We start from the raw sequence: 19,673 nt of genomic DNA on the forward strand, positions 1-19,673 counted from the left end.
TCCACCGACGACTTCAGCATCGCGAGCCGACGAGCAGCTAGCTGTACTCGGTTAGGACGTTGGTGTCAGTCTGCTGATCGGTGGTTGGCCTCCGATAGCTGAGTGGCGTCGTTGATTGTTGTAGTCCTCGAGCCACGGGGCAAGGGCGGCAGTGCGGGCGGCGTTGGTGGTGAATATCTGCCGGTAGGCCCATTCGGTCTGCAGTGTGCGGTTGTAGCGCTCCACCTTTCCGTTTTGCCAGGGGCAGTGCGGCTTGATGAAGACGTGTTTGGCGCCCAGGTTTGCGATGACTGCGGCGACATCGGCGGAACGCCGATAGCTCCAGTGGTTGTCGGTGATGACTCGCTCGATGGTCGAGATCCCGTGGGTTCTGAAGTACTCGGCGGCTCTGGCCAGAAACCCACCGCAGGTCGCGCCCTTTTCGTCGGGCAAGATCTCTGAGTACGCCAGCCGCGAATGGTCGTCGACAGCGGAGTGCACGTAGTCGAACCCGATGCGCGCGTTCTTACGGGCGGCGGTGTCGCCCATCTTTTTGCCGTGTGCCTTCCAGCCACCCCCGTCGGGGATGCGCCCAATCTTCTTGACGTCCATGTGAATCAGTTCGCCGGGGTGCGCCCGCTCGTAGCGCACCGCGGTTGTCTTCGATGCCCGGATTACCTCACCGGTCAGCGGGTCACAATCCCGCAGATACGGCATCTGGCGACGGCGCAAGATCGCCGACACCGTCCGGGCCGGCAGACCCAACTCGGCGGCGATCCAGTCCTGACCCCGCCTGCTGGTGCGGCGCAGCTCTATCACCGCATCTTCAACCACAGATGGTGTGCGACGTGGGCATCGACGCGGTCGTGAGGACCGATCCGACAGGCCGGCAAAGCCTTCAGCGTGGAACCGGCGAACCCACCGGTGAGCGCACTGGCGAGAAACTCCCAGTTCGGCGGCGACATGAGACACCGGACGGTGTCCCTCAACGATCCGCTCAACGAGCAGCAGACGACCATGAACGGTCAAACGGGCATTAGCGTGGGACACGAGGACCTCCGTGGACTGGTGAAGACGTCAGACATCTCCACTAAGCCCGGAGGCCCTCCCTACAGCAATAGCGATCCGTCACCAATGTCTAAGCCGAGTACAGCTAGCGCCTCACGCTCGGCGAAATCTGACGCGGTTCGACCCAGAGCTGCGCTTGTCTCTTCCAAGCGAAGTGCCAAGGCTCCGGCGGCGACAGTCACCGCATCGTGCAGCGCCTCCACAGCCGCAGCGGCCGCGTGACCGGAGGGCCCGCTCGCGGGCGCCGCCGCCGGAATCACGCCTGTCGCCAGGGCCTTACACCGCGCAGCAAGTGCCTCCAAAGCGTCGGGATCGACGTCCAGTCTCCCCATGAATCGAATATAGCTATTCGCCCACGTACCGCCAGTCACCTGCGCCACCGTCGAAACCGAGGTCCAGCAGGTCCGCTGGGATGCAAGGTCGCGGGAAGACTGCGCCGTCGGTGCAGCTGACACGGGCTAGGCCAATGCGGCCGAAACCAGCATCACCGCGCTCTCCGGCGAGTAAAAACAGACCGATGAAGACACTCTTCGCCGTCGCGGTGATGGCTGCGGCACTGGTGATGGCACCGTCACCGGCTCGTGCCGATGATTGCGGCGCAGCGGCCGCCGCGCAGGACGCCACGGGGTGCGTCGTGTTCGGCCCCGATGTGATGGTCGGTCCCGGAATCGAGCTGAGCCCGGGTGTGGTACCGCCGGTCGCCTCGCCCGATGATGCGGCAGCTCAAGCCGCAGCCGGCCGGCCGCCGTGCCTGACCGGCAACGGGGTGCCGTACTACACCCCGGCCGACATGCCCTGCTGACGGTTTTCCCGATGACGCCGGCCCTGCTTAAGCCTTGGTGGCGGGCTGGGTTGCCGGCCACCCTGACCGTGCCTCGACCGCCCCAGCAGTAGGTATTCGCCAAGCTAGGCCGTGACGTGCCTGTGGGTGTAAGGTCGGGGAAGGTTGAATTACCAGCCGACGGTATTCGTCGCAGGCATGCGGTGCTTTTTCACCCGCGGTGCCAGCCTTTCGGGCGCATCCCACACATACTTGTTATTTCCTTCTAGTGCTCATTGGAGCCATCCGATGCATTTGATCTCCTCCAATTCGACCGTGGAGCCGCCCACAAACCGGCTGCGCCTTCTGGCTGAATGGTCCAACACCACTGACGTTCGCGTCACCGCTGTCGGCGATGTCGACATGTCCACCGCCCGCCAGTTCACCGACTACGTCTTCCGCCGTGCGGGCAATTGCCGGCATCTCACCTTGGACATGACGCAGGTGACATTCTTTGATTGCGCTGGGATTTCAGCGCTCGAGTGCATCGAAGAACGCTGCGGTGACGCCGCCGTTGTCCTGGACGTTTTACCGTCACAATGTGTTTCGCGTGTTCTGACGCTCTGCCAGTCACTGTGCGCGTGACGCCGCCCAGCTGGTAGCCAAACTTAGCCGCGCTTCTTGTCGCCCTTTCCATGCCCGCGGCCGGCAGGCCCGCCCGGCTGAGATTGCGCGGGGTCTGGCTGTTGGACAACAGGACTCGGTGACGGTGCGACGCTCGGCGCGGGGGCGACCGGGGTACTGGTACTGACCGGCTGCGGTGCCGGGCTCGACGACGATGGATCCATCGCCAAGGCGAGCGCCGAAACGGCCAAGGCACCCAGCATGCCCGCCACTATCCCGTACTTGCGCATTTTTCCGCGGCGCCGAGGTGGCGGCGGTAGATAGTGGGGAGCCGGAACCGGCGCCCCTTCAAGAACTTTCGTTGCCGGCCGCTCAACTGAGGGCCCGCCGGCGTGCAGCGCCCGCTGATCGCCGGCCAACGCGGCGCGCATGTGTTCGGCACTGGTGAAGCGCTGCACTGGGTTTCGGGCGATGGCACGGTCGATGACGGCGGCGAGCACTGGATCGACATCGGTGCGCATCGCTGCGACGGGTGGGGGCGTGCTGTCCATGATCGCGTGCGCCAACGCCGCGGGATTGTCTTGCGGAAACGCCCTTTTGCCCAGGAGCGCTTCATAACCCATCAGACCGACGGCGTAGAGGTCATCACCGACCGACGCGGGAGCCCCGGCGACGCGCTCAGGACTCATGTAACTCATCGTCCCGACGATCTGGCCGGTCATCGTGTGCGCGGCGCCACCGGTTTTCGCGATACCGAAGTCGGCCACCTTCATCGAGTCACCCGGCGTCGACACCAGGATGTTGCCGGGCTTGATGTCTCGATGCAGTACCCCCGCGGCGTGGGCCACCGCGAGACCGGCAAGGACGTCGTCGAGCATGGACCGCACATGCGAGGGCGGCATCGGTCCGGCGGCGATGATGTCGGCCAGCGTCTGCCCCGGCAAGCGTTCCAGCACGATGAACGGGGTGCCGTGGTGGTCACCGAAGTCGTAGACCGTGACGATGTTCTGGTGGCTCAGACGGGCCGCTGAACGGGCTTCGTCCTCGAACCGGCGTCGAATATCGAGTTCGGCACTCAGCGTCGGATGGAGCAGTTTGATGGCCACCGGCCGATTGAGCCTGGTGTCCCATCCCTCGCGGACCTCAGCCATGCCGCCGCGGCCGAGCACCCCGGCTAGTGCATAGCGGTCCACGAGCATCTCGTGGCCGGTCATGATTCATCCATAGCCACGATGACGGCGGCGCAAACCAGGGTTGACCGATCCGACAACCGGTCGACATGGATTCTCGAGTGACTCATGGTGCGCATGAGCCTAACCACATCGGAGTCTCCGCTGGTGAGACGATCGGCGCCGGCCATTTCCCCCTGCCAGTGACCAACGAAAGTCGAAGCAGCACAACGCAATGGTACGGACCGAAGCCGTAACGCAGCAGCCCGTCGCAGCGATATGAATAGCGATAACAGGCTCGATAGTCCTGGAGATCGCCGGTTCAGAGGTACGACCGTGCCGGCGTCTTGCCAAGCAGCGACACGCACGTCCTACGACGGTAGCGGCCGGTGTTGCCAGACCTTAGGCCGAATTCATGCCACGCATCACGCGCGGCGGCCTCGCAGTGGCTGCCGTGGTGTTCTCGTCCGCCGCCGTCCTGCTTTTCGGTGGACACCGGTTCTGGACCGAGAACTATTCGCAGACGCCACCTTCGGTCCCCGCAGCGGACGCATCGGTCGCGGTCCCCACGGCCAACCCCGCCACTCCACGTCCCACCACCGCGAAAGCCCGGACCGTGCCCCTGACGGCTCAACGGGCGCGAGAGCAGGCCATTCCGGCGGCTGTGGTCTTGATCATCGCCGTCGTCTCCGTCGCGGTGCTCTTGAAGCGCGGACGGACGTAGCGATGCGAGCGCATGGGGCGGGCCGCCGATCGCCACCGCCGGAACACCATTTCCGCTGGTAAGGCTAACCAATGTCGGCGATCGTACGTTCTCCTGATCGCTCGGTCAGTCGCCGGTTGGACGCTAGGCTTTTGACGCCTCGGTTAATACACCGCCCGCTACCCGGGATGACCTGCGAAGGAACCGCATGAAGTTCGCGCAGTCGAGCAGGTTGTCCAACCTCTCGCACGAAGCGCCGGGGCCGATCGCTGAGCAGGTGTCGCGACTCGAGGCAGCCGGACACCGGGTCATGCGGCTCGATACGGGCGATCCGTACCCGTTCGGCTTCCAGGCGCCCGCTGAACTCGTTCGCCAGATCGCCGAGGTCCTGCCGACCTCGGCCGGCTACAGCCCCACCAAGGGGTTGCTGTCGGCCCGCAACGCCGTCGTGCGGTACTACTCCGTGCGCGATGTCCCCGGCATCGACGTCGAGCATGTGTTTCTCGGCAACGGTGCATCCGAACTGATCGTGATGGCCATGACCGCCTTGCTCGACGAGCGCGACGAGGTTTTGGTCCCCGCTCCCGACTTCCCGGTGTGGACCGCCGCGGTGAACGTCAACGGCGGACGCGCCGTCCACTATCGGTGCGACGAGTCGTCGGATTGGTATCCCGATGTCGCCGACATCGCAGCGAAGGTCACCGCACGCACCAGGGCGATCGTCATCATCAACCCAAACAATCCGACCGGCGCCGTGTACCCACCCGAGGTGCTCACCGGCATCCTCGACGTCGCGCGCGAGCACAACCTCATCGTCTGTTCCGACGAAATCTACGACAAGATCCTTTACGACGACGCCGTCCACACCGCGACGGCGTCGTTGGCACCTGATCTGCTGTGCCTGACCTTCAACGGCCTCTCAAAGGCCTACCGCTGCGCGGGATTTCGGGCCGGATGGCTCGCGGTGTCCGGGCCGACCGATCACGCCGTGAGTTACCTCGACGGCCTGACCACCGTCGCCGGTCTACGCCGTTGCGCGAATGTACCTGGCCAGCAAGCGATTCAGATCGCGCTGGAAGGCGATGAGTCCGGGCACGACCTCACGCTGCCCACCGGAGCGCTGAGCGAGCAACGCGACCGCGCCTGGGCGACGCTCAACTCCATTCCCGGCGTATCGTGCGTCAAACCCAGAGGAGCGCTCTACGCGTTCCCGAAGATCGATCTGAGCGTGTATCCGATCCGCGACGACGAGCAGTTCGCGTTGGACCTGCTGCTGCAGGAGAAGATCCACATCATTCCCGGCACCGGCCTCAGTTGGCCCGACCCCGACCACGTCCGGATCGTGATGCTGCCGCGGGCCGATGAACTGGAAGCCACCATCGCGACGATCGGACACTTCCTGGCCACCTATCGCCAGTGATGTCACAGCTCACCCGGCGTGCCGGCTCAGTCGCCTGCCCTGTCTGCGTTCGCGTGAATCGCCTCGCGGCAGTAGGCCGCGAGACCGGGTAGCCCGAATGATTCGTCGTAGGTGGCGACGTATCGGGGATCGCTGACGTACATGTCACCGAGGCTGCGGTGGAACGCCGGCGGGCAGTCGTAGAACCAGCGATTGACGTGCAGGCGGTGCTTCTCCGCAGCATCCATCGCCGCGTCGGAGTCGGCGGGCAGCCCTGCGCGGAAAGCATCCGCCAGCGCCTTCTCGACCTCTTCCCCTTCGGACTTGATCTGGATCCACTGCTGCTTGCCATAGGCCTTGGTCCGGCGCTGCGATTCTTTCCACTCCGCGGTCTCGCCCCACTTCTGTTCCGCCTCTGCCTGGTAGTCGTCGAAGCCGTCGCCGAAGAGTTCCCGCATGTCGTCGTCGGTCATAGGTGTGTTCGTCATTGCTTTGTCCAATGCGTGATCGATTGCCTCGACGAGGTTCTTCATCTCGTCGAGCCGGGACATGACGCGTTCGCGCTGGCGGACCAAGTGGCTGATCACGTCGCCTTCGTCGAGCAGACTCGCGATCTCGTCGAGAGACAGCTCGAGGCGCCGATAGACGATGATCTGGGACAACCGCACCAGGTCGGCGGCGGTGTAGAGCCGATAGCCCGACGCGGTACGCCTGCTGGCACACAGCAGCCCGATGTCGTCATAGTGATGAAGCGTCCGGACTGTGATCCCGAATCGCTTCGCGACCTCGCCCACGGTGAGCTCGTCCACCCGAAACTCCTGCGTCACATCGACCATGTTCGCGCCTCACGCCGCGTGAGGGTCAACCTAACGCCGGGCGATCACATCCAGCGCGATCTCCCGGCTGGGCTTGGTCGCGATCCCGCGAGGCACCGCGCGCGGCGGTCGCCCGCGATCCGCAGGCGCGAGGTCGAGCCGCTTCATCATCGTGCCGATCGCGACCGCCAGCTCGTCGAGCGCGAAGGCTGCGCCGATGCACCGGCGGTAACCGCCGCCGAACGGCGCGTACTGGAACGGCGACGGTCTGGCGTTCAGAAAGCGTTCGGGGTCAAAGGTATTCGGGTGGGACCACAGCTCCGGATTGACATGCAGTGCGGGCAGCGCGATTCCCACCACGTCGCCGGGTGCGCATGCAACGTCGGCGACGGTGAGTGGGCCGATGAGCCTGCGCAGGACGACCGGCACTGTCGGGTGGACGCGCAGGGTTTCCTGGATCACCGCGCCGAGGTACGGCAGAGCGGCGATCTCGATCGGTGTGGCGGCGGTGGCCAGCTCATCGAGCACGCGGGTGCGAATACGGTTGTCGCGGTGGATGTGGTGCAGCGCCCACGCCAGCGACGTCGAACTGGTCTCGTGGCCGGCGGCCAGCATTGTCCGCAGCTGGTCGCGCACCATCGCGTCGCTCAGGCTGTTGCCGTCGTCATCGGTGGCGTTGAGAATCGACGCCAGCACGTCGCCGCCCTGTCCACCGCTGCGCCGGCGTTCGTCGATCTGCTCGGACAACAAGTCGTCGAGTTGGGTTCGAAAGGCGACCAACCGGGCCCATGGCCCCCGCCCGGCGATATCGCGCCGCAGCCACGGCACGAGCATCAGCGCCGCACCGCCGGTGCGGAGCAACTGGGTTGTCACTGAAGAGAATTCGCGACGGCGGGCGTCATCGGTGACGCCGAACACCACCCGGATCACCACGTCCAGGGTGATCGATTGAGCGGTGCGGCCCACCAGCAGACGATCGCCCGGCCGCAGCGTGGCGATCTCCCGCTCCGTGGCTTCGGCGATCAGATCGACGTAGTCCCGCATGAGCTCGCCGCGAAACGGGGGTGCCAGGACACTTCGGGCCCGGCGATGTGCCTCACCGGAGAGCAGGATCAGTGAATTCTCGCCGACGACCGGTTCAATCGGGTTGGGCAGCGGCGCCCGGCACAGTGCGCCGGGCGCGGTGAGAATGTCGCGCGCCCCGTCGATGGTGGTGAAGAACAACACCTCACCCAGTCCGGGAAACCGCACCGTGAACGGTGCGCGGTCGGCGGCGTGGCGACGGAAGAAGCCCTCCGGATCGATGCCGGCCCACGCCGCGCGCCCGAGTGCCGCCGCCGTCGCCGGCGGACTCACGGCACCCTCGTGCGCCGCGCCAGCACAACGTGGTTGCGGCCCAGGCGGCTGAACTCGACGGTGATGGCCGGATCGGCGTGGGCGGCCAGTGCACGGAATGCCGAAGGGCTGTAGGCACGCAACGAACTGATCAGACCGTCATGGGCGAACGGCAGCAGCGCGAACGGCAGCATCGACGCCAGCCGCAGCAGGTGCACGGGAGCCGAACGCCGATACAGATCGCAGATCAGCAGCGTGTCCGCGACGCGAGTCCCCTCCGCCAGTACGCGCGCGGCCTGAACCGGCGGTAGATGATGAAACGACAGCGCGAACAACGCGAGATCGTAGGACCGGTCTCCGGCGTCGATGTCGGTGGCGTCGACGCGACGGACCACCGCCCTCGAGTCGCTGCCGAGACCGCCGGCGGCGATGTTGGCCACCGATACCGGATCGATGTCGGTCACCGTCACGCGCGCGTCGGGACGCAGCCTCAGCACCGCCTGCGACAGCGCCCCGTGACCGGCCCCCAATTCCAGAATTCTCGGCTCGCTGATGTTCGCGACGAGCGGCAGCGCCCTCGCGGCGAGGTGCTCGTGGTCCCGCAGGATCCGGCCCATCCAGTCGAGAGACCAGATCACCTGTCGCTTGACGCGGTCGTCGACATCATCGCGGTCCAGGTACTCCAGCCGGCTCGTCTGTAGCCGCCGGTCCAACCAGGAGGCGTCGAATCCGGCACGCGGCATGGTCGCGATATCCACCAGAGTCTCCTTGACTAGCCGGGAAGCGCGTCGTCGACGACGGCCTCCACCACGCAGAGCGGTGACGCAGTCGGGACCACCCGTGTCATTCGGAAACCGGCGTGCGCCAACAACCTTCGGTACTCGTCGGCGGTCCGTTCGCGGGATCCGAGGTTCAGCAGCATCTCCAGGTCCACCCAGTTCTCCGGCCCGTCGCGGCCGTTGTCGCGGACGACCATCTCGACCAGCAGCACGGTGGTGCCGGAGACGGCGGCCGAGCGGACATTGCGCAGGATGTGCAACGCCTTGTCGTCGGCCCAATCGTGAATGATGTTCTTCAGCAGATACGCATCGCCGCCGCCGGGCACATCGTCGAAGAACGAGCCCTCGACGATCTGCACCCGGTCAGCGACACCGTTGGTGCGCAGCAGCTCCGGCGCCCCTGCGACGACTCGGGGGACATCGTAGAGAACGCCTCGGGACCGAGGTGCCTTCGCCAGGATGGCGGCCAGCATCGCACCCTGTCCCCCGCCGACGTCGACGATCGTGCGGTGCGCGGCGAAGTCGTAGCTGGCCACCACGACGGCCAGCGTCATCTGGGCGAGGCTGGTCATGGTCTGATCGAAAAGCTTGGCGTGCTCGGGTATTTCGATCAGGTAGTCGAAACCCTCCATACCTCTCAGGGCGGGGACGATGGACTCGCCGGTTCGGACCGAGTCCGTCAGCAGCGTCCAGCGTTCACGCTGCTCCTGTGAGCCCTGGAACATCGCCGCGCCTCTCAGCGAGATCGCCGCATCCGAGCGAAGGGTGTCGGCAAGGGAATTCAGTGCGTATCGGCCGTCGCGGCGGCGCCGGAAGATGCCGCGCCCGATCAGTGCCCGCATCAGCCGGCTCAATGCGTCGGGGTCCGCGTCCACCCGCGCGGCAAGCTCGTCGATCGGCAGCGGTCCGTCGGCCAGCGCGTCGGCGATGCCCAGTTGCGCGGCCGTGGTGATCGCCTGCGCGGGCCACCCCGACACGACCAGTTCCATCATCGCCATCGGCGCGGGCAGCATCCGCTGATGGAGCAGCAGCAGGTGATGGCGCAGCCATTCCACGGCGCGCGCCAGTCCGGCCGGGGGCACCATGGCATTCCTAGGCATGCGAGGCCTCCCGGATCCCGATCCGCTCGTGCAAGCGCGCCAACGGCTTTGGCGCCCACCAGTTGAACCGGCCCATCAAGTGCATGAAAGCCGGCACGAGCAGCACCCGCACCAGAGTGGCGTCGGCAAGGATCGCCAGCGTCAGCCCGACACCGAGCATCCGCAGGAAGGACACCTCGGCACCGGAGAGCGCCGCAAACGTGATGGCCATGATCAGTGCCGCGGCCGTGATGACCCGCGCGGTGTGGGCAAGTCCCAGCGCGACGCTCCTGTCGTTGTCGGCGGCGGTCTTGCCGCTCGCCAGCCAGAACTCGCGGATGCGCGACACCAGGAACACCTCATAGTCCATCGAGAGGCCGAAGGCGATGCAGAACAACAACACCGGGATGCTGATCGCCAGCGTGCCCGTCGAGGTCGTGTCCAAGGCGCCGAGGTTGCCGTCCTGGAAGATCCATACCAGCGCACCGAATGCGGCGGTCAACGATAAAACGTTGAGGATCAACGCCTTCAGCGGTACCACGACGCTGCCGGTCATCAGGAACAGCAGTACGAACGTGATTCCGGCGATGATCACCAGAACCATCCCCAGCCGGGAGGCGATGGCGCCGGCGGTATCACGGTTGACCTGGGGGGTACCGCCGATCAACACCTGGTGACCGGCCGGGGTGGGGACGGCTTGCAGCTGGTCGAGCAGCGTCTCGGATGCCTGGGAGTACAGCGGTGCGGTGCTGGTGACGGTGAGGAACGCACTGTTGCTCGTGATCGCGGTCGCCGCCGTCGGCGGACCCACGGAGGCGCCACCGACAAACGTCACGCCGGGCGAGGAGACCGAGGACACGCCTGACACCCGCGACAGCTCAGCGGCGTAGCCGTCGAGCTGTGCGGGGGTGACACCGCTGAGATCGGGGATGACGACGGTCAGATTCTTGGCCAGGTCCGCGGCGAACTGGGTGCGCAGCTGGTCGCCGACCAGATGCGCCGAACTCGACGTCGGCAGGACGCGGTCGTCGGGCACTCCCCACTTGACGCCGAGGAACGGTGCACCGAGCACCGTCAGCAGTGCCACGATGGCCAGCCCGACCGGCACCGCCCTGCGCATCGAGAACATCGCCACCCGATACCAGGCGCCCTCCTCGACCGGGCGTACAGCCGACACCGGGCGTCGTAGCCACCGGCGAAGGTTGAGCGAATCCAGCCGGTCACCGAGCAACACGATCGCCGCGGGGTCACGAAAACCGCCGCGAGCGAAGCGAATGCGACGACGGCGACGCCGGCGTAGCCGAAAGACTTGAGGGTGTAGATCGGGAACAGCACCATCGCCGACATCGACAGCGCGACCGTCATCGCGGAGAACAACACCGTTCGACCGGCGGACGTCATGGTGCGGATCAGGGCGCGGTCGCGGCCGGCGCCGCCTGCCAGCTCGTCGCGGTAGCGGCTCAGCAGCAGCAGCGTGTAGTCGATCGCCAGCGCCAGCCCAAGGGCCACAGCGAGATTGAGGGCGAAAATCGAGACGTCGGTGGCGAAGGTGATCGCGTGCAGCACGGCCATCGCGCCGAAGATCGCGACGGCGCCCACCGCCAGGGGCAGCGACGCCGCGACCAGACCGCCGAACACCCACACCAACACCAGGAAGCTCAGCGGAATCGCAACGCCCTCCATGACCTTCAGGTCTTTTTCGCTCTGCTGGTTGATCTCCAGCATCATCGCCGACTCGCCACCGGCCCGCACGGTCACCCCGTCGCGGTCGTGCACCACCGCGCTGATCAGTGCTCCGGCATTCTTCGGCGCGCTGTTGTCACCGCCGGTGATGCCGGCGACGATGACGCCGATCGTGCCGTCCCTACTGATCAGCGATGTCGCTGCCGATGGCGGAGCGGTCCACGGCGAGGTCACCGTCGCGACAGTCGGCGACTGGGTGAGTGTCCGCACAATGTCGGTGCCCACCGTCCGCGCCGCCGGGGAATTGACCCCATCGGGTGCGCTGACCGTGATCAGCAGCGGCATGTCGCCCTGGCCGAAAGTGCTGGCCAACAGAGCTTTAACCTGTGAGGACTGGGCACCGGGATCGGTGAGACCGCCCGCGGAGAGCCGGCCCGCCACCGGAATGCCGAAGGCCGCCGCACCGGCGACGACGAGTAGCGCGAGCGCGATCATCCGCCGGGGAGCACGCATCGCAAGCCGCGCGATACCGGCTAACACGGCGACAAAGTCCCCGCCAGCCACTGGGTGCGCGCTTCGATGCGGCGCATCTTCCCGCTCGACGTCCGTGGCAGGGTGCCCGGTGCCAGCAGCTCGACGTGTCCGACGGCGATGCCGGTGTGCTGCAGCACCCGGGCCGCGACATCTGTCGCCAGACCCTCGGGGGCGTCCGCGGTGGTCTCGACGAGCATCGCCAGCGCCTCGTCCTGCGCATCGGGGGGGACGTATCCCACCGCAACCGCACATCCGGCGCGGACGCCGGCCAGCCCGTCGAGGGCGGCCTCGAAATCCTGCGGTGCGTGGTTGGCGCCGCGGATGATCACGGTCTCCTTGGTCCGGCCACACACGAAAAGCTCACTGTCGTGGATGAATCCGACGTCGCCGCAATCCAGCCAGCCGCCGGACAGCACCTGCGCGGTGAGGTCGGCACGGCCGAAGTACCCGGTCATCACGCTGGGTCCACGAACGAAGATGTGCCCCACCTCGCCGTCGGGCACCGGCCGGGAGTTGTCGTCGCGGATCTCCACCTCGACGCCGGCCAGCGGACGGCCCGTGCTCACCAGTTCCCGGTCGCCGAGCTGATACACGCCGAACATGCTGTCCGCCGGGGTGAACGTGACCGCCAGCGACGCCTCGGCCAGCCCGTAGACCGGCGTGAACGCCCGCGGGTCGAACCCCCACCGCCCGAACCGCTCACTGAATCGGCGCTGGACCTCGGCGCTGGTCAGCTCGGCGCCGTTCAGACACAGTCGCCACGAGCTCAGGTCGACACCGTCGAGTTCGTCGTCGCGGATCCGCTTGAGGCACAAGCCGAATGCGAAGTTCGGTGCGGCGGTGACGGTTCCGCGATGCCGCGAGATCGCGCGCAACCACGCCGCGGGGACGGCCAGGAACAGTTCGGGCGGCAGTAACACCAGCGACCGCGGAAGATAGAACGCGCTCAGCAGATTCCCGATCAGTCCCATGTCGTGATAGAGCGGCAGCCATGTGACACCGACCTGTTCGGGCATGCCCGCCGCCGCGAAGTAGTCCGCGATCGCGGCGAGGTTGGCCAACAGGTTGCGGTGGCTGAGTGCGACGGGTTTCGGGTCATGGGTGGTGCCGGAGGAGAACTGGATCAGCGCAACGTCATCGGCGGACACATCGATGTCACGGCGGCCCGCCCCGTCGAGTTCGACGGGCGTTCGGCACCGCGCCCCGGCGGCCTCGAGCAGCGGACGAATGCGATCCTCGGTGACCACCAGCACGGCGTCGACGGCCTGCAGCATCGCGGCGGTGCGATGGCGATACTCGTCGAGCTTTCCGAGCCGCACCGGCGGGTACAGCGGTACCGGGATGGCGCCGGCGTACAGGGCACCGAAGAAACAGGCGACGAATTCCGGACCGGTGGGTAGTACCAATGCGACGCGGTCGCCGGGCCGGACCCCGTTGTCGTGCAGGCCGGCCGCGACCGAACCCGCCCGTCGAGCGATATCGGCCATCGGAACCTGCGTGTCGACCTCGTTGCGGTCGACGAAGACCAGGCTCTGATCACTTAGTGCTGCCGCATCGAGCATCTCGGTGAGCGTGTCGAACTTGGGCCGGATCGCCGGGGCGGTCTTCATGACCGGTCCTCGATACGACGCAGCACCAGCCGGGCCAAGTCGCCGACGGTGCGCAAGTCGTCGCCGTCCTCGGCGTCCAGGTCGATGTCGTAGCGGGCTTCGATCCGGAACACCAGCGACAGCACCCGGGCAGAGTCCATGCCCGCATCCTGCAGTCCCGAGTCAGCGGTCAAGGCTGTGGCGCTGTCGGTTTCGGCCTGGATCAGGCCGATGATGTCGTCGACGACGGTGTTCATCGACGTGGGTAGGCCTTCGGCCGCAGTCATTTCCGGGTCCCGCCCCACTGGATGGCGGCGGCGCCGGCAAAATCCCCGGCGTGCGCGAATCCGGCCATCATCACGATGTCGCCGGCACCGATCTGGCCGTCGAGGATCGCCGCCTCCAGGTTCACCGGGATGGCGACGGCGAACAGGTTGCCGCACTCGTGGAATGTGTCGCGATGCCGCTCCGGTGAAATACCCAGTGCCTCATTCCAGTTCCGCAACAGCAGCCGGTTGGGCTGATTGGTGACGAGCAGGTCGAGGTCGCCCGGCTTCACGCCGATCCGGTCGCACACCGCGCGCACCACCTGGGGCACCTGCCGGTTGCCGCGGGCGAGGACCTTGATGATCTTGCCTTCGTTGAAGCCGACGTAGCCCTGCCCGGGCCCCGCCTCCCACCACCGCCGCGCGGGATCGGCGGCCAGGGTCATGTCGGTGGCGTTCTCGCCGAAATAACGGCATTCGATGTCGAGCACCGGAGACGTGTCCGACACGGTGACCAGCCCGACCGCTGCGCCGTCGCCGGGCACCGACGCCTGGGCGAGCTTGCGCACCTGGTCCTGCTCGAAGATCTTGCCTGCGGCGTTCTGCGCGACGGCGATCAGCGCGGTTCGCCCGGCGCCACCCGCCAGCAGCTGCCGAGCGAGCTTGAGCATCAACACAAACGCCGCGCAGCCACCGTTGTGGACGTCGATGATCCACTCGGGATTGATGCCCAACCGCTTCGCGACTTCGCCACCGGCTCCGAGGATGGGCAGATCGGGCAGCTGCGAATGGGTCAGCAGCACATCGACGTCGTCGAGCACCGCAGGCCCGTGCCGATCGATCAGTGCGCCGACGGCACGCTGGATCATGTCGACGTTGGACTCGTCGTCGGCGGCATGGTGACGGAAATCCGGCGGCCGGAACATGGGGTTGTCCCGCATGTCGTCGTTGTCGCTGAATTGGGTGTACCACTCTGCGGGAACGCGGTTTTCGGGCAGATACGTGGCGACGTCGATCAGGCTGACCATAGGCCGGCTCATGACTCGCGCATCCAGTCCGGGGTGATCGGCAGCCCGTTACGGTGGCGGTATTCGGCAATCGCCTTGAGATTCTTCAACTCCAGAAGGTGCCCGGCGCCGAACATGTCCCAGAAGTCCCCCACCCAGACCGGCCGCTGTGGCGGGGCGTCGTGCGGGTATGGGTTCTCGTCGTAGAAGGGGTGGTGGCAGTTGGTCCACAACACCACCGACCCCGGCTTGTTGAACACGACCTGCGCGTCGACCACCCGCATCAGGTAGACCATCCACAAATGCCGTCCTTGATCCCAGGCGCAGTGATAGTCCACGGTGCGGGCATCCCGATTGGCCACCGTGCGGGTGTAGATCTCGGTTTCGGTCCCCAGCCGGTCGTAGGCCAGCCACAGGCCGTCCTCCTCGGTGCGGGTGAAACCCCGCAGACTGTAGGTCCATTCCTCCAGCGACCGGGTGTCGGACAGGTAGTCGAACAGTTCGTCGGGCGGGCAATCGATGAAATCGTTGACAGTGCAGAACTCACCGAACACCTCGTCGTGCGGGTAGACCGCGTGGATCATCTCCATCAGGACCGGAGTGGCTTTCTCCCGGGGTGAGGTCTCGATGCGCATCAGCCCCGGAATCGGGTCGGTACTGCCGTGGTGTGCGGCGATGTCCTCGAGCGCAGGCAGTGTCATCAGCTTCTCCTCGAATTCAGCTGTGTTGTTGCATTCAGGAATGCTGTGAAGGGCGGGATTTCGTCGGCTGAGCACTCCACCGACACCACGGACGGGCCGTCGGCGTCGAGCGCCGCCTTGACGGCTACACCGAGTTCGGCGATATCGGTGACGTCCACCGACGGCAGGCCGGGGAACATCGCCGACAACCCCGCGCCCAGCCGGCTGGGGCCGAATCGGTTGTAGCTGTAGCGGTCGCCGTAGAACAGCTGCTCGCGAGTGACACACATGGCATGCGCGTGGTTGTCGAACAACAGGAACGTCACCGGCAGCCGGTAGTGCAGCGCGGTGTGAATCTCCATGCCGTGCATGAAGAACGAGCCGTCGCCGGCGATGACGACGGTGCGGCGATTACGGGCGAAGGCCATGCCGATGCCGGCACCGAAGCTGTAGCCCATGCCGCCCATTCCGAGGGCGACCAGGAAGCGGCCATCGCGTCGCGCCGGCAGCCAGTGAATAGCCGCCGAACCGATATTGCCTGCGTCCAGGACGATGTCGGCATCCTGCGGCAGCAGCCCGTCCAAGGCGCGCATCGCGTCGCGGTAGCGCACCCCCGCGCCCGCATGCTCTGGTGGCGTCAGCTCACCGCGGACGGGGTGCGGTGCCGGCGCCCGATTCTCCGTGCCGGCCAACGCCGTCGCCAGCTGGGCCAACGAGGCACGGAGGTCGTGGCTTTCGACGTGCGTACATGGCAGGTAGGGAACCCCGGCACCGATGGATGCGATCGGAAGGGAACCCAGTACTGCGTCCAGACCGCCGCGGGCCATCAGCGGGAGCCGGGTGCCGATCACCAGGCACAGTGCGCTGTCGCCCAGTGCCGCATCCACCGCCGGATGACCCATCACCCCGGCGACGCCCAACGACTCGGCTGCGGCGTCCTTCGCGTCCGGCACAGTGGCCACGTTCGCCCGCAGGACCGCACGAAGCGTCTCCAGTTCGGTCCGGGCGTCGTCGCGGACAACCTGGTCACCGGCGATGATCGTCACCGGTCCGTCGATGCTGCGCAGCAGGTGCACCAGGGCCGTCAGGTCCCCGACCGCCGGTGGCGCGCCGTCGGCGGGATCATCGCGCGTCGACTGCACTGCGGCCTGCTGAATGTCCTTGGGCAACAGCAGGACCGCCGGCCCACCGATACTCGTCGCGGCCGAGATCGCCCGTGGCAACGCGTTCAGAATGTCGGCCGGGGTGAGCACCCGTTCGCAGAACACCGAGACGGCCGCGAACAATGCTTCGCCGGGCAGTGACCCGTTGACGCCGCTGGTGTCCTGGAATGAGCCGAGCCCGTCCGACGTCGTGGACGGCTGACCGATCAACGCCAGCACCGGCACCCGGCCGGCGAACGACTCCCCCAGTCCCGGGATGGTGTTGAGGGCACCGCCGCCGGAGGTGGCGCAGACGACGCCGAGACCGGCACCGGCGCGGCTGTAGGCATCGGCCATCGCCGCCGCGGAGAACTCATGCTTGGCCACCACCGCGGTGAGGTCGGGACAGGAGTGGGCGGCGTCGTAGAAATCCTCGATGTTGGCGCCATCCACGCCGAACACATGGCGAACGCCGCGGCGAACGAGGCGCTCAGCGATGTAGTCGACTACTCGCGTGCGCCCATCCTCCGCGCCGCTGCGCTCAGAGCCGACCGGCATGTCGTTCGAACGCGATCGCCCCCGGCACCTGCCCAGAAACAGCGCTCGCCATGACCCCCACCTAGTGTGTGCAACTCGCACGAACCCTAGTGCAGGTGCGCTCGTCTCCGCCGGGCTTTGGGGATCTCGCAGACAGCCATGCGGGCATTTGCCCGGACTGCCCGCCGGCGACGCTTGCGCGAAATGTGAACACCGCGGTGCGCGGTACCGCTACCGACCGACCGGCCCGAGTTGGGCGGTCAGAGGCGCGGTCGCCACGGCTCCCCGCGGGTAACCGCGCGACAATTTGACCCGCTGGCAAATTCCTGTGCATTTCCCGGGTATCGGGGCCACCCACGCGGCCGGCGGCGCCGGGCTCCGACGGGGCCAAACCCTCGCCCGTGCTGCGGACTTGCCGCCTCCGACGGCCCAACCACGCATCCGCGCACGTTATTGACCCTTCCGCAGGAAACCGGCGCCCGCAGCCGCCGCGCGCGAGCACGAACTGGCCTTGACGCTCAAATGTGGCGTACATCACACTGATCTTCTTTCTGCGAACACACGCACGCCGCCGCTGGTACAACGCACGTACTCGTACCGCTGGTAAACGCGTAACAACCAAGCTCGAACTTTGCTGGGGGAACTGGACGTACCGGCGATTAAGGAGGTGCCTGCCGTTGACCGCAGGTGTCGATGACGCGACTGCGGCTCAAGCAGCGACCGAGACAGAAGCCAGCGAACTTGCGTGCGTCGATATCGACGCATTCGTGGCAGCCGCCACCTCCGAGCCGCCAGTCGATCCCCCGGCCCCCGCGGAAGCACCGCTGGGCCGCCAGGTCGCCGACATCGTGAGTCGACCCTTCCGCCGCTTCCTGTCCCGAAGCGATTCGTCGTTGCAAACATTGGGCCGGTTCTTCGGCCTCGGCGCACAAGCCCTCGGTTTCCTCATCACCGACCTCGTCCGCTTGCGCCACCCCTGGCGAGACACCCTCAACCAAGCCTGGTTCATCATCAGCGTCACGGCGATACCGGCGCTCTTGGTGTCCATTCCGTTCGGCGTCATCGTGGCCGTGCAGGTCGGCAACTTCATCCAGCAGGTCGGCGCCTCCTCGGTGTCGGGCGCCGCCGGCGGTCTGGGGGTGATCCGGCAGGGCGCACCGATGGTGGCGGCATTGCTGCTCGGCGGGGCGGCCGGCTCGGCAGTCGCCACCGACCTCGGTGCCCGCACCATCCGCGAAGAGGTCGACGCGTTGCGGGTCATGGGCGTCGACCCGGTGCAGCGACTGGTCACCCCTCGCCTGGCCGCGATCGTGTTCGTCGCGCCCGTGCTGTGCGCCTTCATCATCTTCATGGGGCTGGCGGCCGGCTACGCGATCAACGTCGGTTTCCAGTCCGGCACACCCGGCAGCTACATCGCGTCCTTCGCCTCGTTCGCCAGTGTCAACGACGTCATCGTGGCGATGTTGAAGACGTGGCTGTTCGGTGTGGTCGTGATCCTGGTGGCCTGCCAGCGCGGTCTGGAGGCCACCGGCGGTGCGCGCGGCGTGGCCGACGCCGTCAATGCGTCGGTGGTCATCGGTGTGGTGGCCGTGTTCGTCCTCAACCTGATCATCACCCAGGGTGTCTCGATGTCGATGCCGTTGAGGATGGGCTGATGGCTCGGGTCTCATCGCCGTCACGGCACATTCCCAGTGCCCTACGGGCACCGTTGTGGATCGCCGACCAAGGCGACTCGATCGTGCAGCGCCTCGGGCACCAGGTCAGCTTCCTGGCCCAGGTGCTCGGCGCGATCCCGCACACACTCCGGCATTACCGGCATCAGACCGGGGTGCTGCTGGTCGACGTGATGTGGGGCAACGGATCACTGATCGTCGGCGGCGGGACCATCGGTGTGCTGATCTTCATGGGCACCGCCGTCGGCGGGTCGGTCGGGATCGAGGGCTACAGCGCCCTCGACATGGTCGGGATGGGCCCATTGACCGGCTTCGTCTCCGCGTACGCCAACACTCGGGAGATGGCGCCGATGATCGCCGGGATCGGGTTCGCCGCGCAGGCCGGCTGCCGGATGACCGCCGAGATCGGCGCCATGCGGATCTCCGAAGAGACCGATGCCCTGGAAGCGCTTGGCATCCGGTCGATCCCGTTCGTCGTCACCACCCGGGTGATCGCCGGCATGCTGACCATCATCCCGCTGTACGTGGTGACGCTGGCGCTGAGCTATGTGTCCTGCGCGCTGGTGGTCAACGTGATGCACGGCCAGTCGTCGGGCACCTACTACCACTATTTCGACTCCTTCATCCAACCCTCCGACGTGGTGTTCTCCGTGCTCAAAGCCGTCATCTTCGTGACGCTGATCATCGCCATCCACGGCTATCAGGGCTACTACGCCGTCGGCGGTCCCGAAGGTGTCGGACGCGCGTCCGGACGGGCCATCCGGGCCAGCATCGTCACGGTGGTCGCCGCGGATATGGTTCTGACACTGCTGTTCTGGGGCAACAGCGCCGGGATTCGGATCTCGGGATAGG

General features: G+C 66.6%; 17 protein-coding genes and 1 pseudogene. 6 read left to right on the forward strand and 12 right to left on the reverse strand.

The annotated features are described in order from the left end of the window. Positions 1 to 51 precede the first annotated feature (51 nt). On the reverse strand, positions 52 to 1,029 hold the full coding sequence (locus D3H54_RS21230) for an IS481 family transposase (RefSeq protein WP_149378470.1): 978 nt from the start codon (positions 1,027 to 1,029) through the stop codon (positions 52 to 54). A gap of 535 nt (positions 1,030 to 1,564) precedes the next feature. On the opposite strand from D3H54_RS21230, the gene D3H54_RS21235 reads away from it, so the two are divergent. Both D3H54_RS21235 and D3H54_RS21240 read left to right on the forward strand, forming a co-directional pair. Beyond that, complete coding sequence (locus D3H54_RS21235) at positions 1,565 to 1,849, forward strand: hypothetical protein (protein WP_149380906.1); 285 nt, start codon at positions 1,565 to 1,567, stop codon at positions 1,847 to 1,849. A 267-nt stretch (positions 1,850 to 2,116) separates the two neighbouring features. After that, on the forward strand, positions 2,117 to 2,452 hold the full coding sequence (locus D3H54_RS21240; protein WP_168214934.1) for an STAS domain-containing protein: 336 nt from the start codon (positions 2,117 to 2,119) through the stop codon (positions 2,450 to 2,452). A gap of 23 nt (positions 2,453 to 2,475) precedes the next feature. Here the strand turns inward: D3H54_RS21240 and D3H54_RS21245 are convergent, their stop codons facing one another. Beyond that, entirely contained in the window at positions 2,476 to 3,645 is a 1,170-nt protein-coding gene (locus D3H54_RS21245) for a serine/threonine-protein kinase (RefSeq protein ID WP_149380910.1), read from the reverse strand. Positions 3,646 to 4,015: 370 nt separating this feature from the next. Here D3H54_RS21245 and D3H54_RS21250 point away from each other — a divergent pair, with 370 nt between their 5' ends. Both D3H54_RS21250 and D3H54_RS21255 read left to right on the forward strand, forming a co-directional pair. Beyond that, positions 4,016 to 4,324, forward strand: coding sequence for a hypothetical protein (locus tag D3H54_RS21250; protein WP_149380912.1), 309 nt, complete (start codon positions 4,016 to 4,018; stop codon positions 4,322 to 4,324). 187 nt (positions 4,325 to 4,511) lie between these two features. After that, positions 4,512 to 5,723, forward strand: a complete 1,212-nt coding sequence (locus D3H54_RS21255) for a pyridoxal phosphate-dependent aminotransferase (protein ID WP_149380914.1) — start codon at positions 4,512 to 4,514, stop codon at positions 5,721 to 5,723. A gap of 26 nt (positions 5,724 to 5,749) precedes the next feature. Here D3H54_RS21255 and D3H54_RS21260 read toward each other — a convergent pair whose 3' ends face one another. The 10 genes and pseudogenes from D3H54_RS21260 to D3H54_RS21305 all read right to left on the reverse strand — a co-directional run bounded on the left by D3H54_RS21260 (position 5,750) and on the right by D3H54_RS21305 (position 17,169). Continuing rightward, the gene (locus D3H54_RS21260) at positions 5,750 to 6,511 is read right to left on the reverse strand and encodes a MerR family transcriptional regulator (RefSeq protein WP_149383662.1); all 762 of its coding nucleotides are present in this window, start codon (positions 6,509 to 6,511) and stop codon (positions 5,750 to 5,752) included. A gap of 57 nt (positions 6,512 to 6,568) precedes the next feature. Beyond that, positions 6,569 to 7,873, reverse strand: coding sequence for a cytochrome P450 (locus tag D3H54_RS21265; protein WP_149380916.1), 1,305 nt, complete (start codon positions 7,871 to 7,873; stop codon positions 6,569 to 6,571). Continuing rightward, positions 7,870 to 8,595 carry a class I SAM-dependent methyltransferase gene (locus D3H54_RS21270; protein ID WP_149383663.1) on the reverse strand — a complete coding sequence of 242 codons (726 nt, stop codon included), beginning with the start codon at positions 8,593 to 8,595 and terminating at the stop codon, positions 7,870 to 7,872. The genes D3H54_RS21265 and D3H54_RS21270 overlap by 4 nt, the downstream gene beginning before the upstream one ends. A 29-nt stretch (positions 8,596 to 8,624) precedes the next feature. Next, complete coding sequence (locus tag D3H54_RS21275) at positions 8,625 to 9,731, reverse strand: methyltransferase (RefSeq protein WP_149380918.1); 1,107 nt, start codon at positions 9,729 to 9,731, stop codon at positions 8,625 to 8,627. After that, positions 9,724 to 11,933, reverse strand: a pseudogene (locus tag D3H54_RS21280) (MMPL family transporter). Before D3H54_RS21280 ends, D3H54_RS21275 begins: the two are co-directional and overlap by 8 nt. Then, positions 11,927 to 13,537 (reverse strand): AMP-binding protein, encoded by a 1,611-nt coding sequence (locus D3H54_RS21285; protein WP_149380920.1) that lies wholly within the window; start codon positions 13,535 to 13,537, stop codon positions 11,927 to 11,929. Before D3H54_RS21285 ends, D3H54_RS21280 begins: the two are co-directional and overlap by 7 nt. Next, positions 13,534 to 13,803: an acyl carrier protein gene (locus D3H54_RS21290; protein ID WP_149380922.1), complete on the reverse strand. Its 270-nt coding sequence runs from the start codon at positions 13,801 to 13,803 to the stop codon at positions 13,534 to 13,536. The genes D3H54_RS21285 and D3H54_RS21290 overlap by 4 nt, the downstream gene beginning before the upstream one ends. Further along, on the reverse strand, positions 13,800 to 14,822 hold the full coding sequence (locus D3H54_RS21295) for a 3-oxoacyl-ACP synthase III family protein (RefSeq protein ID WP_149380924.1): 1,023 nt from the start codon (positions 14,820 to 14,822) through the stop codon (positions 13,800 to 13,802). Before D3H54_RS21295 ends, D3H54_RS21290 begins: the two co-directional genes overlap by 4 nt. After that, positions 14,819 to 15,490, reverse strand: coding sequence for a DUF8713 domain-containing protein (locus tag D3H54_RS21300; protein WP_149380926.1), 672 nt, complete (start codon positions 15,488 to 15,490; stop codon positions 14,819 to 14,821). The genes D3H54_RS21295 and D3H54_RS21300 overlap by 4 nt, the downstream gene beginning before the upstream one ends. Further along, positions 15,490 to 17,169 (reverse strand): thiamine pyrophosphate-binding protein, encoded by a 1,680-nt coding sequence (locus D3H54_RS21305; RefSeq protein ID WP_149380928.1) that lies wholly within the window; start codon positions 17,167 to 17,169, stop codon positions 15,490 to 15,492. Before D3H54_RS21305 ends, D3H54_RS21300 begins: the two co-directional genes overlap by 1 nt. A gap of 656 nt (positions 17,170 to 17,825) precedes the next feature. Here D3H54_RS21305 and D3H54_RS21310 point away from each other — a divergent pair. Both D3H54_RS21310 and D3H54_RS21315 read left to right on the forward strand, forming a co-directional pair. Beyond that, positions 17,826 to 18,803 (forward strand): MlaE family ABC transporter permease, encoded by a 978-nt coding sequence (locus tag D3H54_RS21310; protein ID WP_432246374.1) that lies wholly within the window; start codon positions 17,826 to 17,828, stop codon positions 18,801 to 18,803. Further along, a complete protein-coding gene (locus D3H54_RS21315) occupies positions 18,803 to 19,672 on the forward strand; it encodes an MlaE family ABC transporter permease (protein ID WP_149380930.1) in 870 nt (289 codons plus the stop codon). Before D3H54_RS21310 ends, D3H54_RS21315 begins: the two co-directional genes overlap by 1 nt. Position 19,673 lies beyond the last annotated feature (1 nt).

Source organism: Mycobacterium sp. ELW1 (assembly GCF_008329905.1).
In the GTDB taxonomy this organism is placed as follows: Bacteria; Actinomycetota; Actinomycetes; order Mycobacteriales; family Mycobacteriaceae; genus Mycobacterium.

Bases quoted from the DNA above. Each gene is read 5' to 3' on its own strand.
- D3H54_RS21300 (WP_149380926.1), bottom strand. From the start codon at position 15,490: ATGACACTGCCTGCGCTCGAGGACATCGCCGCACACCACGGCAGTACC.
- D3H54_RS21275 (WP_149380918.1), bottom strand. From the start codon at position 9,731: ATGCCTAGGAATGCCATGGTGCCCCCGGCCGGACTGGCGCGCGCCGTG.
- D3H54_RS21250 (WP_149380912.1), top strand. From the start codon at position 4,016: ATGCCACGCATCACGCGCGGCGGCCTCGCAGTGGCTGCCGTGGTGTTC.
- D3H54_RS21245 (WP_149380910.1), bottom strand. From the start codon at position 3,645: ATGACCGGCCACGAGATGCTCGTGGACCGCTATGCACTAGCCGGGGTG.
- D3H54_RS21255 (WP_149380914.1), top strand. From the start codon at position 4,512: ATGAAGTTCGCGCAGTCGAGCAGGTTGTCCAACCTCTCGCACGAAGCG.
- D3H54_RS21285 (WP_149380920.1), bottom strand. From the start codon at position 13,537: ATGAAGACCGCCCCGGCGATCCGGCCCAAGTTCGACACGCTCACCGAG.
- D3H54_RS21235 (WP_149380906.1), top strand. From the start codon at position 1,565: ATGAAGACACTCTTCGCCGTCGCGGTGATGGCTGCGGCACTGGTGATG.
- D3H54_RS21295 (WP_149380924.1), bottom strand. From the start codon at position 14,822: ATGAGCCGGCCTATGGTCAGCCTGATCGACGTCGCCACGTATCTGCCC.
- D3H54_RS21270 (WP_149383663.1), bottom strand. From the start codon at position 8,595: ATGCCGCGTGCCGGATTCGACGCCTCCTGGTTGGACCGGCGGCTACAG.
- D3H54_RS21290 (WP_149380922.1), bottom strand. From the start codon at position 13,803: ATGACTGCGGCCGAAGGCCTACCCACGTCGATGAACACCGTCGTCGAC.
- D3H54_RS21240 (WP_168214934.1), top strand. From the start codon at position 2,117: ATGCATTTGATCTCCTCCAATTCGACCGTGGAGCCGCCCACAAACCGG.
- D3H54_RS21315 (WP_149380930.1), top strand. From the start codon at position 18,803: ATGGCTCGGGTCTCATCGCCGTCACGGCACATTCCCAGTGCCCTACGG.
- D3H54_RS21305 (WP_149380928.1), bottom strand. From the start codon at position 17,169: ATGCCGGTCGGCTCTGAGCGCAGCGGCGCGGAGGATGGGCGCACGCGA.